The organism is Lewinellaceae bacterium (assembly GCA_020636135.1).
Classification (GTDB): domain Bacteria; phylum Bacteroidota; class Bacteroidia; order Chitinophagales; family Saprospiraceae; genus JAGQXC01.
The window spans coordinates 297,055-313,149 of sequence record JACJYK010000001.1; the positions used below are offsets into that span (position 1 = coordinate 297,055).

The following is a 16,095-nucleotide window of genomic DNA, read 5'->3' on the forward strand; positions in this document are numbered from 1 at the left end:
AAGAATGACATTTACGAAATACCCAGCAGTAAAGATATCGGGCGACCATCCATGCTATACCGGCTGGGAAACCATCCTGGAGCAACTGGACACGGCGGTACGGGAACGGAATGACCGTCTGATTACCATAGAATGTTATCACGGCACAGATGTGAACGGGATAATTGCCGTATTGAAAACCCACTTCGGGAAGGCCGGGATCGTCTCATCCTCAGATTCATTTTTTGGGGAAACATACATCCGGGCGCTAACCCGTGAAGATGCTACCGAAGACCGGATTTTTGGCCGGATGTCCCATCTGACCATGGAAAATTTTATGGATCCGGATAAAGTTAAACGAGCCAGGCTGGAATTAAAGGAATCACCGGACATTGTTTTCGTAGTCGGACCAGGAGCTTCGCTCGTGACGGCAGGTCTTCCCGGCCTGAATGTCTATTGCGACATGGCCCGCTGGGAGATCCAGCTGCGCATGCGCAAGAAACAGGTTGCTAGTCTGGGGCTTAACAATGCCTCTGATCCTTTTGAAACCCTGTATAAGCGAGGCTATTTCATTGACTGGCGGGTATGCGATGAACTAAAGCGCCGGTATGTGGATCAATGGGATTTCTGGATCGATACCAATACTACAACGCCCAAAATGATCACTGCCTTGACGTTTTCTGCGGCGCTGGATCAAACGGTCGCACAACCCTTTAGTGTGGTTCCTTTCTTCGATCCGGGGCCCTGGGGTGGGGAATGGATGCGCAGGCAGTTTGACCTTGATCCCGAAGCACCCAATTTTGCGTGGTGTTTCAACTGTGTGCCGGAAGAGAATAGCCTGCTCCTGGATATTGGCGGTGACCTCTTTGAGATGCCTTCCATCAATGCAGTTTTCTTTCGGCCGGATGAACTGCTCGGCTGGCAGGTTCGCAGCCGGTTTGGCGAAGAGTTCCCGATCCGCTTTGACTTCCTGGACACCATCCACGGAGGTAATCTCAGTCTGCAAGTACATCCGCTGACCGAATATATCAAGCGTGAATTCGGGCTGAATTATACCCAGGACGAGAGCTATTACATCCTGGATGCTGATGAAGAAGCCAAGGTCTATCTTGGATTCAAGACCGGGGTAGACCCCTCGGAGGTAATTGAGGACTTACGTCAGGCACAGGACTCTGGTACTTTTGATGCCGAAAAATATGTAGAGTGTTGGACGGCTAAGAAGCACGACCATTTCCTGATACCAGCCGGTACCATCCATTGCTCTGGCAAAGGTTGCATGGTCCTGGAGATCAGCGCCACTCCTTACATCTTCACCTTTAAACTGTGGGATTGGGGGCGACTGGGGATGGATGGCAAGCCTCGACCCATCAACATCGACCGCGGACTGGACGTGATGCAGTGGGACCGGCAAAAGGAGTGGACCCGGTCCAACCTGATCAATCACACCCGGACACTTCATAAATGTTCCGGCTACCGGGAAGAATCCACGGGCTTGCATGAGTTGGAATTCATCGAGACCCGCCGGCACTGGCAGACGGGACCGGTGGATCACGATACCAAAGGCAACCTCAATGTAATGATGCTGATCGAAGGAGATCAGGCCATCGTGGAGAGCCCGGAGTCTGCATTTGCCCCCTTTGTGGTCAACTATGCGGAAGCATTTATCCTGCCCGCCCGAATCGGAAAATATACGGTCCGTCCGTACGGGCCAAGTGAAGGAAAGCAAATAGCCACGATTAAAGCCTATGTCAGAAATGAAAACCAATAATCCGGGCGCATCGGGTGTGCGCTATGTGTACTTCATCACAGCAGTAGCAGCCCTGGGAGGTTTGTTGTTTGGTTACGATACTGCCGTAATCGCCGGAGCCATCGGTTCCATCGAGACTAAATTCCAGTTGACTCCTGCCCTGACCGGATGGGCGGCTTCCAGTGCCATCTGGGGCTGTGTATTCGGAGCCATGTTTGCCGGTTTCCTGAGTGACCGCCTTGGGCGTAAAAAGGTCTTACTGGTTACGGCGGTGCTGTTTGCCATTTCTGCCATCGGATCAGCGCTTCCCAATAACCTGACCCAGTTTGTACTGGCACGGTTTATCGGTGGGGTAGGCGTAGGCGCCGCCTCCATGCTGTCACCCATGTACATCTCTGAACTGGCTCCTGCCGATAAGCGCGGCATGCTGGTAACCCTTTACCAGTTGGCTATTGTGCTGGGAATCAACCTGATCTATTTTGTCAATCTAAAGATCGCCGGCATGGGCAGTGAAGCCTGGAATCTGGAGACCGGCTGGCGTCTGATGCTGGGGTCAGAGGCGATACCGGCACTGTTGTTTTTGGTCGCCCTATTCTTTGTGCCCGAAAGCCCGCGCTGGCTGGCCGGGAAAAACCGGGATCAGGAAGCACTGGGCATCTTGGAACGTATCAACGGACCAGCAAAGGCAGCAGCTGTGCTGGACGAAGTAAAGTCTACCCTGCGTCAGGAAAAAGGCACCATCAAAGAGTTGTTTGCCCCCGGGTTACGGACAGCGATGTTGGTTGGTATGTTTCTGGCTTTGTTCTCTCAGATAACCGGGATCAACGCCATCATCTATTACGCGCCGGAAATATTTAAAAATGTTGGTTTCGGCACCGACTCAGCGCTGTTTCAGACCCTGATCATCGGGATCATCAATACCATCTTCACCTTTGTGGCCATCAAATTCATCGACCAGGTGGGCCGCCGCAAGTTGTTGTTGTGGGGTGTTTCCGGGATGGCCATCTGTCTGATCGGGGTGGGCATCGTATTTCATTTTGAGTTGAATTCAGGACCTCTGCTGTTGTTCTTCATTCTGGGATTTATCGCCAGCTTTGCTTCATCTCTTGGACCTATTCCATGGGTGATCATCTCGGAAATATTCCCGACCAAGACCCGGGGTATCGCCATGTCGTTCGCTACGTTCACGTTATGGATTGGCGTGGTCCTTATTACCCAGTTCACTCCGGTTCTGTTGGATCGGTTTGGTGGCGCTCCTACCTTCTGGATCTTTGCAGTCAATGCAGTGATCCTCCTTCTGTTTACCTATTTCAAGATACCCGAGACAAAAGGTAAGACCCTGGAAGAAATCGAGCATTACTGGAAAGGAAATGATCACGCATGAAAACCCTCCCCACCATATTGACCCTGGATGCCGGTGGGACCAACCTGGTATTTTCCGCCCTGAAAGAAGATCAGGAAATAGCCGATACCATCACATTACCGACCCATGCAGACGACTTGCCAGCGTGTCTGGATAATATCATCAGGGGCTTTATTAACCTGAAAGATCAGGTGGGCGTTTTTGATGCCATCAGCTTTGGCTTTCCGGGCCCGGCCGACTATCCGCAAGGCATTATCGGCAAACTGCCCAATTTCCCGGCCTTCGACCGACCCGTACCGCTGAAACACATTTTGCAAAAAGAGTTCAATGTACCGGTGTACATCAACAACGACGCGAACCTTTTCGCTGCCGGTGAAGCCCGGTCCGGATACCTACCGGAATTGAACCACAGCCTGAAAGAAATGGGAAGCAGTCGCGAATACCACAACCTCATCGGCATCACCCTGGGGACCGGCTTCGGGTGTGGCATCGTCATCGACGGACAGATGATGATCGGTGATAATTCATCGGGAGCAGAGATCCACAACACCATCAACAAATACCACCCCGCCTGGAATGCAGAAGAAAGCGTGAGTACGCGGGCTATCATCCGGGAATACCGGAATCTCTGCAGCTCCGATCCGGGCCCGCAGACGCCCGAAAACATATACCGGATTGCCTGTGGCCAGACTGTGGGGAATCAGGAGGCCGCTTTACAATCTTTTGAGCTGTTCGGACAGGCTTTGGGGGCTTCGCTGGTCAATATCGTGACCCTTGTCGATGGCATCACCGTGATCGGTGGAGGCCTGACCGGTGCCTGGGACCTGTTCGCCGGAGCCATGTTCCGGGAGATCAACCGTCCGTATGAGAGTGCTTCCGGCCAGACTCAGGACCGCCTTTCTTTCCGTCTTTTCAACCTCGAAGATCCGCAGGAAATGGCCACCTTCGCTGCCGGTGACCCGATACCGGTTCGCGTACCGGATACCAGCCTGGTCCTGCATTACGACAGGCTGCCCCGTTCCGGTGTCGCACGCTCGAAGCACGGCGTCTCCCGGTCGACGGCATTGGGTGCTTATGCCTTTGCCCTTCGTCAACTTAACCGCTCCGTATGAAATCAGTTATTGCACCTGTTGTTGGATTGACCGTCCTGCTGCTTGGTTCCTGTTCTCCGGATGAAAAGCCGGATCCATTGGTTTATGTGCCTTCTCTGGAAGCGATGGATGCCAACTGGGTCTCGGTGGACACCGTGGATATGGAGCCTTCGCTTCGAAACTTTCGGGCTCAGGCATTGGTCAATAAAGACATGGTTTCCCTCAGCTGGCTGGCTGATGCACCTTATTCCGGGGGCTATCATACCGGTACCTTACAGGTGGATGGCGAGACACCGCTGATGACACATTTTCGCTGGCAGCCCTATCAGGCGCTGCGCAGGTCTGTTCAGGCTAATTATGAAATAAACAGCGCCACCCGGATGATACCCGATGAGCCGGTGGTCTTATGGGATGTCCAATTGAAAAACACGCAGGATTCGTCCCGGCGTTATGAGCTGTCCCTGGACCACATTGGTTTCATGAATGCCTATCCCGGCCGTGAATGGCAATGGTGGTATCCGTATCCCACCCTGGATTCCATGACCACGAAGCGGGACGACATCATAGAGAATATGCGGGACCATCTGGGAACCGGGATCTACCAGGCCGAAGCGGATGTGGTGGAACTGATCAACGGCGTACCGACGCCTACCCGGAAACTGGCGAAATGGCCCACCGACCTGGAGGTCATGGCCAGCACCGATTACCACACCGAAGTTCAGAATCAGGTCATCCTGGTTACCCAGGTTCAGACGGGTACCGTGACGGGTTTTAAACTCTTGTTTAACCCGGATACCGTGATCGCACACCAGGCCGGAGCCACCTCCCGGTTTACGATGACCGCCAATCCGGGAGAAACCGTTGGCTTCCGGTATGCCATGGCATGGGGTAAAGATGCTACCGAAGTGCGGCAAAAACTGGATGCGGCCACCACCGATTTTACCACCCAATGGAATAACATCGAGACCGAATGGCAGCGCCGCTGGAAGGCCATTTTCACGCCGGGAAATGACATCCTGTCGGCCGCTTTCCCCATTCTGAAAACGCCGGATTCCCTGGCAAGAAGGGTCTATTACACCGGCCCGCTGACCATGCTCTACCTGATGAATACCCACCTGCCCGAACACAAAAAAGTGTTCCTTACCGGCGGACCCCGCTGGGGCGCCAGCATTACTTTTTTCTGGGACATCACCGAATGGAGTACCCTCTGGGCGACGGTTGATCCGGATATGATGAAGGAACATCTGCTGGATTGGGTGCGTATCGACCCCAGCAAAAACTATGGCAAGGATAATTTCGGCGGACAAGGGGTGGGGAATGGTTATTCTGCTAATTTCTGGGCCTTGTTTCAGTTGATTCGGGCCTATGTGACCGTGACCGGTGACTTTGCCTTCCTGCATGAGGAAGTGGAAGGAAAATCCATCCTTCAGCACCTCGACGATTACGCCACGAACTGGGAGCGCATCTCCATCTATCAGGAGGGTATGGACGAGGTCTATAAGCTGGCTGATTTCGGCGATGACGAATGGAACCTCCTTGAATGTGTGCCCACCTACAAACACATCGTGCCTTCTTTTAATGCCGGATACATCTGGATGATGCGTGGACTGGCTGACTTTTATCGCCAGGAAGGGCAGAATGACCGTGCGCAGGAACTGGATGAAAAAGCGCAGGGACTGGTCACCCAACTGTTAAAATTGTATGCGGGCAATGGCGTCTGGTACAGCCTGTATCCCGATGGATCGAAGATAGAAGTGCGGCACAGCCTGGATTTTATGTTCATGGGCCGCTATATTCCAAAAGACATTCCACCTAAGATCAAAGAAGAGATGATGAATTTTGTCTACCGCGAGCTGATGGTCGATCATTGGATGCGGGCTCAATCCGTCGAGGATGTGGCTGCTGCCGACTCAGACCGTCCCGATCACGGACCATTGGGTGCCTTCGACGGATGGCCGGCCGGAACCATGGATGCCCTGGTCCAGCTGGGCTTCCCCCAGAAAGCGCTGGATTTTTACCATGCCATCGAACCTGTCACCCACGAAGGCATCTGGGCTCAGGCGCATGAGATCTGGGGTGAGAACAAATGGAAACACAATGGAAAAGTACGCATCGCAAAACGGGGCTGGCACAATCGTGAATCCTCCGCGGGCATCGCCATGTCGCAGGTAATGCTGAAAGACTTTTTTGGCTTTTACCCGGGCGTCAGCGGTGACCCCATCCATAACAACGGCGATTGGACGTTTGAAGGTACGCTGTACCATGTCCGGTACCGCGGAGCATATTATACGTTGACACAAGGAAATAAAGGAGTGGTCATGACCAAAGAATAACTCCGGCATTAAATACAAGACCATGATGAGACGCAAACCTTATATACTGCTACTGACTTTCTGGATTCCCTTAGCCTTTCTTTCTGGCCAGGAATTAAGGCCGGTGGATTATGCCGACCCGATGATCGGCTCCCACAATTCAAGATGGATTTGTTTTCCCGGGCCTTCCCGGCCTTTTGGTATGGTCAAGCTGAGTCCCGATAACCAGGAATTGGGTTGGAAAGCGGGCTACGAATACGAGTTGGACAACATCGCCGGATTCAGCCACATCCATTCGTGGACCATGGCCGGACTGCTTGCCATGCCGACCACCGGGCCGCTGAAGATTGACCCGGGAACCGAAAAACATCCGGAACGCGGATACCGCTCCCATTTTTCACACCAGAATGAAGTCGCAAAGGTGGGCTACTATTCGGTATATCTCGATGATTACGATGTCAAAGCCGAGTTGACGACGACTACCAGGACAGGATTCCACCGGTACACCTTTCCCCAATCGGACTCTGCACGCATCCTGCTGGATCTGGTGACGCCATCGGAATATGGTTATGAGATCGACTATTCCCATTTCAAGAAAGTGTCGGACACCGAGATAGAAGGTATTTGTTACCAGACAGCCCATCGAAAGGCCGGCTTCAACGAATACATCCTGCATTTTGTGGTCCGTTTCAACAAGCCCTTCACTTCATTGAATGGCTGGGTGAAAGAAGACATCATCCGCAACCAGGACTTCATCAGTTCGGGTTTCGGGCATAAGGACACCGGTGCATTTCTGGAATTTAAGACCCAAAAAGGCGAACAAATTTTGATGCAGGTTGGCATTTCACTCGTCAGCATCGAACAGGCCCGCTTGAATCTCGAGACTGAGCTGGATCCGTTCAACTGGGATTTTGACAAAGTGGTGGAAGACAGCCAGAACGAATGGAATGACCTGCTTTCCCGTGTATCGGTTACAACCCCTGACGAAACCCTGAAAAAGAAATTTTACACCAATCTCTACCGTGCCTATTGCGGCCGGACCACCTGGAGTGATGTGAACGGCAAATACGTGGATATGTACGAGAAAGTCCAGCAAATGCCGGAAGGGCAACCCATCTATGGCAGTGATGGCTACTGGATCACCTTCTGGAACATCAACCCCCTGTGGTCGCTGGTGACCCCGCAAATAGCCAATAACTGGGTCGTCAGCATGCTGGAGATCAGCGACCGGGGAGGCTGGCTCCCGAAAGGACCCACCGGTATCGAATATTCGGGCATTATGGTTGCATCGCATCAGATATCCCTCCTGACCAATGCCTACATGAAGGGCATCCGGAATTACGACGTGGATAAAATGTACAAGGCTATCGTCAAACTCCAGACCGAGCAGGGTCATGCTCATGATGCGGGCGGTTATGTAGGCAACCGGAACCTCGATGATTACAAAGCGCTTGGTTATGTGCCGGATGAAAATGGACCGGTGTCCAATACACTGGAGTATGCTTACGACGACTGGTGCGTAGGACAGATGGCCAAGGCTTTGGGCAATGAAAAGGACTTTAAGAGCTTCACCAAACGCGCATTCAACTACAAGAATGTCTTTGACCCGGAGGTCGGTTACATGCGTCGCAAAAACAAGGACGGTACATGGGGACCCTTTTCTCCCTTTGGCGACGTGGCCTGGCTAGGCTCGGGCTATGTAGAAGGCAACGCCTGGCAGTATACCTATTTTGTACCGCACGACCTGCATGGCCTGATCGATCTGATGGGCAAGGATGAATTCAACCGGCGCCTGGAGGAAGGGTTTGAGACATCCGCACCGCATAACTTTAACAGTGAGGACCTGGGATCCAATTCACTGGAGGGCATGGGTATTTTGCCGGTAAACCATGGCAACCAGCCCAATATGGAAGCTGCCTACCTCTTCAACTATTCCGGAAAACCCTGGCTGGCGGAATACTGGGCCAACGAGATCATGAACAAATATTACGGTGACAGCCCTATGAATGGCTGGCTGGGCGATGAAGACCAGGGCCAGATGGGCGCCTGGTATGCGATGAGCGCCCTGGGTCTTTTTGAAATGGATGGCGGCGCTGCCATCGATCCGGTCTATGAGATTGGAACGCCGAAATTTCAAAAAGCCGTCATTCAGCTGGACCCCAACTATTATCCCGGGAAGACCTTTACCATCACCGCCGAAAATGTATCCGCTCAAAACATCTACATCCAGTCAGCTTCCCTCAATGGACAGCCGCTTACCGGTCCCTGGTTTTATCACCGGGACCTGGTCAAGGGAGGTGAGTTACACCTGGTCATGGGACCGGAACCCAATAAGGGGTGGGGCAGCAAGGATGCCGACGCGCCGCCTTCGCTTTCAACGATTCTCAGTAAGGAGGAGATCGACACCATCATGAAATACGACCGCTTTGCCGAAGAACTGGCGGAGTGGAACCGGGCGATCAAAGCTTATTATTACCACCGCAAAGAGCACTTTGAAAGCCTGCCCAATACGCCCGGCGAGATCATCTTCCTGGGCAATAGCATCACCGACGGCGCCGAATGGTTTGAGCTTTTTGGCGGCAACCCCAATGTAAAGAACCGGGGTATCGGCGGTGACGATACCGATGGCATACTGGAGCGTCTCGATGAAGTGGTCGAGTCCAAACCGGCTAAAATATTCCTGCTTATTGGGACCAATGACATCTCCTACGGTAAGACCGTCGATCACGTGGTTGAAAATCACCAGAAGATCATCGACCGGATCCGGCAGGCCTCACCGCAGACCCAGATCTACATCCAGTCCGAGCTGCCGGTCAATGACGCCATCCATACCACGCGCCCCAATGAAAAATTACGGGAGATCAATACGCGCCTGCAGGAGATCTGCCGCAAAGAAAATCTGACCTACATCGATTTGTACGACCTCTTCGCCACCGCCAAGGGGGATATGAACATGGAATACAGCATCGACGGATTGCATATTAATGCCAGGGGCTACCTGAAGTGGGTGGATGCCATCCGGCAATACGTCAATGGCAAATGAAAAGGTTACTGTTGATCATAGGAGTTTTCCTGGCTGGCCTCAGCTGCAAAAAAGAAGAGCCAACGATGCCGGTCATCGAGCCCCCGGAGCCTGCCTGTCCGCAGGATGTCTGCTGGGATGCGGGCATCCAGGCCTGTCCGGACCTCACCTACGACGAACTATTTACCAGAAGTACCGGATGGACCGGAGGTGATGCCACGTATTCGGTGGCGCTGGATGGAAACCGACGGGTATGGGCGTTTGGGGATAGCTTCATCAATCAGGTCAATCCGGATCGTACGCGACCTTCGTTTAACCTGATCAATAACTGCCTGGTGCTGCAGGATGGCGACCAACTGACCACTTTTCACGGAGGCACTGCCAGTCAGCCCAGAGCGTTTGCCATCCCTCCGGAGGCGGGCCACTGGTACTGGCCGGGCGATGGCACCTTTGCCGGTGGATACCTGTACCTGTTCATGCACGGATTTTCGAATACCTCCGGAGGTGCCTGGGATTTTTTTCGCACTTCGATCGACCTCCTACAGATCGATCCGTCGACCATGCAGATCCTGAATACCCGGCGCATCTCCGATCATCCTCAGCAGTCCTGGGGCGCTGCCCTGTGGGAGGATGAGGACTACACCTACATCTATGGGGTGGTCTCCGCAGGGATCAATAAATCCCTGTATGTCGCCCGCAGCAATGCCGACTTGTCTGATCCCTGGGAATACTTCAGCGATGGCCAATGGGAACCGGAGCCGGATAGGGCATCACCGGTATTTAACAGCATCTCCGAACAGTTTTCGGTCTTTCGCGACGGAAATGTTTACTACCTGCTGACCCAGAATAATTTATTCGGCAAGGAGATTTATTTGTACACCAGCTCGTTTCCCCAGGGCCCCTTTGGGGATGCGCGGATCGTCTACTGTACTCCCGAGTCAGTTGGGAATATTTTTACGTACAATGCTTTTGCACACACAGGCGTCTATTCCGACTCTTTATTGATATCGTACAATGTCAACAGCTTTGACTGGCAGGATTTGCTCCGGGATGCAGACAAGTACCGCCCTTATTTTGTGAAAATAGATCATTGGAAAATAGAATAGCCCTATGAATCGACACCATTGTACCGGCTTTTTAAGACTTTTTGCCGCAGGTGTGTTCTCTTGCTTTGGCATGACTGCCTGGTGCCAGCAACCTGTGGAGAACCCTGCCGACACATTAATGCATTTTTCGGTTCGTCCGGCGCCGGAATGGACCGGTCGCTTTTACCGTAATGAGGGATGGTTTGGGGCGGATGGCATTTTTACCATGACTTTGTCCGGCAATGAGTCGATTGGTGCCGGGTCACGCGATTCGGTGCTGATGTATTTCTCCGATACCATGACCGGTACGGTGGTCGGGGACTCGGCCGTACAGGACTTTAAGATGGTCAATAACTCCATCGCCTGGGTGACTGGATTGAGGCCCTCGGAGGAAACCGTAAAATTGCAGGTCAACCGTGGACCGGACGGCTCATTTACCAGTTATTTTGCACCGCATACTCCGCATACCCAACAAGGAGAATATTACTGGTTTGGTGATGGATTTGTGAATGCGGAAGATCATCATTCCATCAGTATATTCGGCTACCGCGTCTATGACAATAGTCCGCAATCGTGGGACTTCAGCATCCGCGGCGTCACACTGATCACCCTGCCTGCCGGTTCTCAGCCCCCTTTTGCGAGACAGGAGCAAATCGACCTCCCGCTATTTGTTGACCAGGAAGGACTGGGTAAAGGAACTTTCGGAGCGGGTGTCTATGTCAATACGGACTGGGCTGGTGCGCCGGATCCGGACGGTTATGTTTATGTGTACGGTATCCTGGAGCCCAATAAACAGTTGGTGGTGGCGCGTGTCCTGCCGGCTGCATTGCGTGATGCCGGCGCCTGGCGTTTTTGGACGGGTAAAGACTGGTCCCCGGATATCCGGGATGTACGGCCGGTTACCAACCGCGTATCCAATGAATTGAGCCTGACGCCACTGGCCGACGGGCGTTATCTGCTGGTCTTCCAGGAAGACGGCATCGGCGCCTATACGGATATCCGTTTGGCCGACTCACCGGTAGGCCCCTTCGGTCCTGCTCAGCGGGTGTGGCAGGTCCCGGAACTCAGCGAACCACCGGGCATCATCCCTTACAATGCCAAAGCCCATCCGGTCCTCTCCAACACCGGCGAACTGCTGATCAGTTACAACACCATCTCCCTGGACTATTTTAACGACATCCTCCGTCACCCGCACATGTACCGGCCCAGATTTTTCTGGTTGAAGGTGGGGGAGTAGTAAATCGGGAATAGTCCGGGATAAGAAAAAATTGCTTTTAAAGTATCAAGTCGATGATTTTAGGTTAAATTAATTGTCAATTTAAATGTTGATAATTTTAGCCTGCATGAGGCATCTAATTCAAATTAATTCGGTTTGGTTTGGTTGGCCGAAGGCAGTCGCTGGTTACGAGGAACTGCATAAGAATCCTACTTCAGTGGAGAAATAAAGAGTATTATTCTAAAAAGACATGAATGCCTTAAATAATTTGACTGGATCGCCGGGATATGATGATGGTACAGCGGTTATAAAAGGATTAAAATCAGTTAATACAAAGCTAATTTGTAAATATAAAAGACATCTTAATTCTAATATGAAACTAAAATATCATAGACGTAGATCGAATTTTGAATATACGAATATAACAGGTCGTGCTCTATATACTAACGATATTGGATTAAACTCTGTTCAAGCTTCATTACGAACTGATTTATGGAAAGTTAATGGAATTTGGTATTTTTTACTTGATGGAATAATCTATAAAATTAGAAATGATCAATACATAGAAGTGGGTCATTGCGATGGAGGTAGAATAACTACACTGGATACTGGGTATCTGTGCACAACTACTAGTGAAGACTATACCACTTGGTGGTATAAGATATACGATGCGGAAGATCATCTAGTTTCAGAGTTGGCCCTGGAATCATGTACGAAAATTGGTTATGATGCGAATTTTATTTATTTCAAATGTCATGGCCGCGTTTATTTGACATATGACCGTGCTAACTTTCAGTTGAACGAGATTCCCTTAGGTAATTCTAATATCTTTAATTACTTGGTTATAAATGATAACAATGGGTGTTTTAGCGGTGATGCCGGGTTGATCTTTTGGGATTTTGTCCAGCAAAAAGTGCTAACGCACATCAATTCAAGATTTAGAGGATGGTGTTTTGATGAAGTGTATTCTTTTGGCTTAACTGCTCGGATGGCCAAGATTTCTAAATTCATTTTCTTAAAAGATTATAGAGATTATTACTTGGTTGAGAGTGAATACCACAGTCCCTCCCAGACAAATTTGCTCGGTATGGGCCTCTTTCTTGATGGCGATCTTCTTTATTATGTTTCAGGATTAAATCCTGAAAAGAAGATGGTACTTGGCGTTATGGATTTAACGACCAATGAGTGCATCGATGAAGTGAGGATTGAGGTTGAGCCTGAGACATATATTTTAGGTCTATTTATGTGTCATGGCCTGATTTGTGTCCTGACGAATAAACAGTTTGTATTGGAGTATCAATTGGTGAATGAATAATTTTAAATTTAATTTAGATGCAGAGATTTAAAAGGATCTAGTTAGCCTTTTTTTGAATTATAATTCAATTAAATAAATCCTGTTTCTCCATTAAAAGAAATAATATAAATGTCAAGTCTCACTCCTTACTCAAATACTGAGCTGCATTAATCCAAATGCGGAGTCGATCTGTCAGGCTGAGCGGAGTCGAAGCCTAAGTATGGGGATCCAGTAAAATCCTCTCTTCCTACTCATTCAACATTCAACATGCAACATTTTTATTGCCTCTTCATAGCGCTTTACTTCCTCCTCCCTTCTTAGCCGGTCCCAGTTTAATTCCCGGCCCATGAATTCAGCCACACGATTTACTTCACTGGCGATGGTCTGGGGGTGTGTGAGAAAACGGCGGGTACGGCGAATGAGGAAATCATCTAGGTGCAGCGCCCATTCGTAGTGGACGGCATACCATACCTCGGCGCTGAGCAGGCGGATATCCGGATCGTTGTCATCCGGCGGCAGGGTGTTGTAGTGTCCCAGGATTAGTTCGGCATTTTTGCCGTATAGGTTGAGCAGATGCTGGATGGCTTCCGGCTTAAGATGCATGGTGTCTGCGTTCTGGAGCAGGTCCCGGGAGAAATTCAGGTATTCATCGCGGGAGAGAAACTCGGAGCCGGATATTTTCAGCAGGTCGGTGTAACATTCCTTGATGCGGATCAGCTGTCCCTTTTCCTGTAGGTGATGTACGATCAGGTCCACAGCCTGCTGGGCACAGAGCCGGTAGTGGCCTATGGCTGGGTTCAGGGCATAAAAAGCATCTTTTTCATCTTTATACGCTGAATTTTTCCAGTTGAATTTGGCATGCTCCATCAGGTAGGACTCGTGCCACACGTAGGCCACTTCCGGTACCTGCAGCAATGGTGCATTGAAGAATTGCGCTATACTGTTTAATAAATGCGTCACATCCTGGGCAGTGGGCCGGGCGATGGGTCCACCGGATATGCTACGGTTCACTTTTCCTCCCAGTTGAACCCAATGGTTGGAAAGGGGACGCACATAATAGGGCACTTCTTCCTGATCCTGATAATAATAAATAGCTTGCTTGACGGGCAGCTTGTCTTTCGGTACAATCGCATGTAGCATGGATTCATACTGCGTTTCGGGCATCCAGGTGCCCTGGCAATTGATGACAGCTGCCGCCTTGATGGTATGGGTGGTATTGGAATCCATGTCCAGGACCTCATAACCTGTGAGTGTCCCGCCTTCACCGTATAACGGCTTGCTTGCTTCCATCTGAGGAAGGACGATAGCTCCCAGTTCCTGTGCTTTTTTCAAAACTTCCAGCAGTAACCGGTGGTCCCGGGTGGCATACTCTTCCCATACCACGGCTCCTGAGATCGCATTTGGTTCCAGGGTCGGTTCCTGCCGGATGGCGGAAGCCCGCTTAAGGACTTGATGGCGGTGATGTTTGTCATTGCCGGTCAGTTTGTCGTACGTGTTGAACTGGCGATTCATCCGAAATCGTCCAAGCGTCAGCTTCTTATCGATGGGTAACAATACATGCTGCGGGCTAATGATATGTAATGCATTGTCTAGTAATATTTTACGCTCAGGACCTAGTTTGCGAATGAGTTGTCTGAAACCGCGTTTAAGCAGCGGAAATCCGGCGTGTAGTATATTGGAAGTATGCGTACTGGCTCCGCTGCCTACATCCGCCCGGTCGATCAGAATGGTGACCATTCCCCTGGATGCCGCATCCAGCGCTATTCCTGCTCCCGTCAACCCGCCGCCAATAACCAATAAATCTACCTCTGTAGCGGTCAATTTTTCAATACTGGAAGGGCGATCGGTCGGTAATTGCATGCGAAACCATTTGCGGATGTAAATGTACACATTAGGCAGAAAGTTGATAAGAGGATGGGTGACATAAGTTTGCAGATGCACGCCTTATTAGTAATAGCAAAATGAATTCCGTTCGATTTACGTAGAGTGAACGTTTCGCTGACATCTCGGTTATGAATGCCGTTGTAAGGGAAGTAGCTCTAAGGGTGTGGATTTCCTCATTCAGCATTCGAATTTGCCGGTTTGGATTCCCGGAATAAATGGTTGAACCAATTGTTTTGGTTTCGGTCTGGAAGGTATCGTACCTTGCAGACCTAATCGATAAGCACAATGTGTAGAACCCTGGGTACCCTCGTGGTGGTTGTAGTTGCTATCATTCTGATGGATTTAGCTTCCTGTCGTCATGATCCGTTTTTTGATAATCCCATCCCAGGAGGTGTGGATACTTCCAGTGTCGATACCACGACATCGGATACCTCCACCACAGGGATGTCCGGCTGCGATCCGGATTCGGTATATTTCAACCGTGATGTCCTTCCGTTGATCATTTCCAGCTGCGCTACCAGTGGTTGCCACGATGAGATCACCCATGAGGAAGGTTTACGGCTGGTTGATTACGATCGCATCGTACGCATTGTGCGCGCCGGGAAGCCTCAGAATAGCACCTTATATGAAGTAATCACCGAAGACCGTTCCAGTAAACGGATGCCGCCGCCACCCCGGGCAGCCTTAACGGCAGATCAAATTGGTATCATCCGTAAATGGATCGAACAGGGAGCTCAAAATCTGGAATGTACTGCTTCCGGAATCTGTGATACGGTGAATGTTTCATTTGGAGGATTCATCATGCCTTTGATCAACAATTATTGCATAGGCTGCCACGGATCCATCAATCCAGGCGCTGGAATCCAGCTGACGAATTACAATCAGATCCAGAGTGCGGCAAGTTCCGGAAGATTGTATGGGGCGGTAGCCGGGCTGCCTGGGTATGTGGCTATGCCGCAGGGTAGCCACCTGGATGCCTGTTCCATCAGCCGCATCAGGTCCTGGGTCGCTGCGGGGATGCCTGATAATTAAGGTGTTACCTGGAGGTACGACTATTCATGATAGGTGGTTGCATTGTTGGTTTTTCCCTGGTGAATGAGGT

The 16,095-nt window shown here is 50.8% G+C and carries 10 protein-coding genes; 9 read left to right on the forward strand and 1 reads right to left on the reverse strand.

Annotated features, from left to right (window positions below):
• Positions 1-4: 4 nt before the first annotated feature.
• The 8 genes from H6570_01255 (at position 5) to H6570_01290 (ending at position 13,130) form a co-directional block, all read left to right on the forward strand.
• Positions 5-1,747: a class I mannose-6-phosphate isomerase gene (locus tag H6570_01255; protein MCB9317882.1), complete on the forward strand. Its 1,743-nt coding sequence runs from the start codon at positions 5-7 to the stop codon at positions 1,745-1,747.
• Entirely contained in the window at positions 1,725-3,110 is a 1,386-nt protein-coding gene (locus tag H6570_01260; GenBank protein ID MCB9317883.1) for a sugar porter family MFS transporter, read from the forward strand. The genes H6570_01255 and H6570_01260 overlap by 23 nt, the downstream gene beginning before the upstream one ends.
• On the forward strand, positions 3,107-4,201 hold the full coding sequence (locus H6570_01265; protein MCB9317884.1) for an ROK family protein: 1,095 nt from the start codon (positions 3,107-3,109) through the stop codon (positions 4,199-4,201). Before H6570_01260 ends, H6570_01265 begins: the two co-directional genes overlap by 4 nt.
• Positions 4,198-6,513 (forward strand): hypothetical protein, encoded by a 2,316-nt coding sequence (locus H6570_01270; protein MCB9317885.1) that lies wholly within the window; start codon positions 4,198-4,200, stop codon positions 6,511-6,513. The genes H6570_01265 and H6570_01270 overlap by 4 nt, the downstream gene beginning before the upstream one ends.
• Before the next feature lie 22 nt (positions 6,514-6,535).
• Complete coding sequence (locus H6570_01275) at positions 6,536-9,535, forward strand: glycoside hydrolase family 92 protein (protein MCB9317886.1); 3,000 nt, start codon at positions 6,536-6,538, stop codon at positions 9,533-9,535.
• Complete coding sequence (locus H6570_01280) at positions 9,532-10,620, forward strand: DUF5005 domain-containing protein (GenBank protein ID MCB9317887.1); 1,089 nt, start codon at positions 9,532-9,534, stop codon at positions 10,618-10,620. The genes H6570_01275 and H6570_01280 overlap by 4 nt, the downstream gene beginning before the upstream one ends.
• A gap of 4 nt (positions 10,621-10,624) precedes the next feature.
• On the forward strand, positions 10,625-11,836 hold the full coding sequence (locus tag H6570_01285; protein ID MCB9317888.1) for a DUF4185 domain-containing protein: 1,212 nt from the start codon (positions 10,625-10,627) through the stop codon (positions 11,834-11,836).
• A 229-nt stretch (positions 11,837-12,065) separates the two neighbouring features.
• Positions 12,066-13,130, forward strand: a complete 1,065-nt coding sequence (locus H6570_01290) for a hypothetical protein (GenBank protein MCB9317889.1) — start codon at positions 12,066-12,068, stop codon at positions 13,128-13,130.
• A gap of 234 nt (positions 13,131-13,364) precedes the next feature.
• Here the strand turns inward: H6570_01290 and H6570_01295 are convergent, their stop codons facing one another.
• Complete coding sequence (locus H6570_01295; GenBank protein ID MCB9317890.1) at positions 13,365-14,969, reverse strand: FAD-dependent oxidoreductase; 1,605 nt, start codon at positions 14,967-14,969, stop codon at positions 13,365-13,367.
• Between the two features lie 309 nt (positions 14,970-15,278).
• Here H6570_01295 and H6570_01300 point away from each other — a divergent pair, with 309 nt between their 5' ends.
• Complete coding sequence (locus H6570_01300) at positions 15,279-16,025, forward strand: hypothetical protein (GenBank protein ID MCB9317891.1); 747 nt, start codon at positions 15,279-15,281, stop codon at positions 16,023-16,025.
• The last annotated feature ends 70 nt before the right edge of the window (positions 16,026-16,095 follow it).

Bases quoted from the DNA above. Each gene is read 5' to 3' on its own strand.
- H6570_01290 (MCB9317889.1), top strand. From the start codon at position 12,066: ATGAATGCCTTAAATAATTTGACTGGATCGCCGGGATATGATGATGGT.
- H6570_01270 (MCB9317885.1), top strand. From the start codon at position 4,198: ATGAAATCAGTTATTGCACCTGTTGTTGGATTGACCGTCCTGCTGCTT.
- H6570_01285 (MCB9317888.1), top strand. From the start codon at position 10,625: ATGAATCGACACCATTGTACCGGCTTTTTAAGACTTTTTGCCGCAGGT.
- H6570_01275 (MCB9317886.1), top strand. From the start codon at position 6,536: ATGATGAGACGCAAACCTTATATACTGCTACTGACTTTCTGGATTCCC.
- H6570_01255 (MCB9317882.1), top strand. From the start codon at position 5: ATGACATTTACGAAATACCCAGCAGTAAAGATATCGGGCGACCATCCA.
- H6570_01260 (MCB9317883.1), top strand. From the start codon at position 1,725: ATGTCAGAAATGAAAACCAATAATCCGGGCGCATCGGGTGTGCGCTAT.
- H6570_01280 (MCB9317887.1), top strand. From the start codon at position 9,532: ATGAAAAGGTTACTGTTGATCATAGGAGTTTTCCTGGCTGGCCTCAGC.
- H6570_01300 (MCB9317891.1), top strand. From the start codon at position 15,279: ATGTGTAGAACCCTGGGTACCCTCGTGGTGGTTGTAGTTGCTATCATT.
- H6570_01295 (MCB9317890.1), bottom strand. From the start codon at position 14,969: ATGCAATTACCGACCGATCGCCCTTCCAGTATTGAAAAATTGACCGCT.
- H6570_01265 (MCB9317884.1), top strand. From the start codon at position 3,107: ATGAAAACCCTCCCCACCATATTGACCCTGGATGCCGGTGGGACCAAC.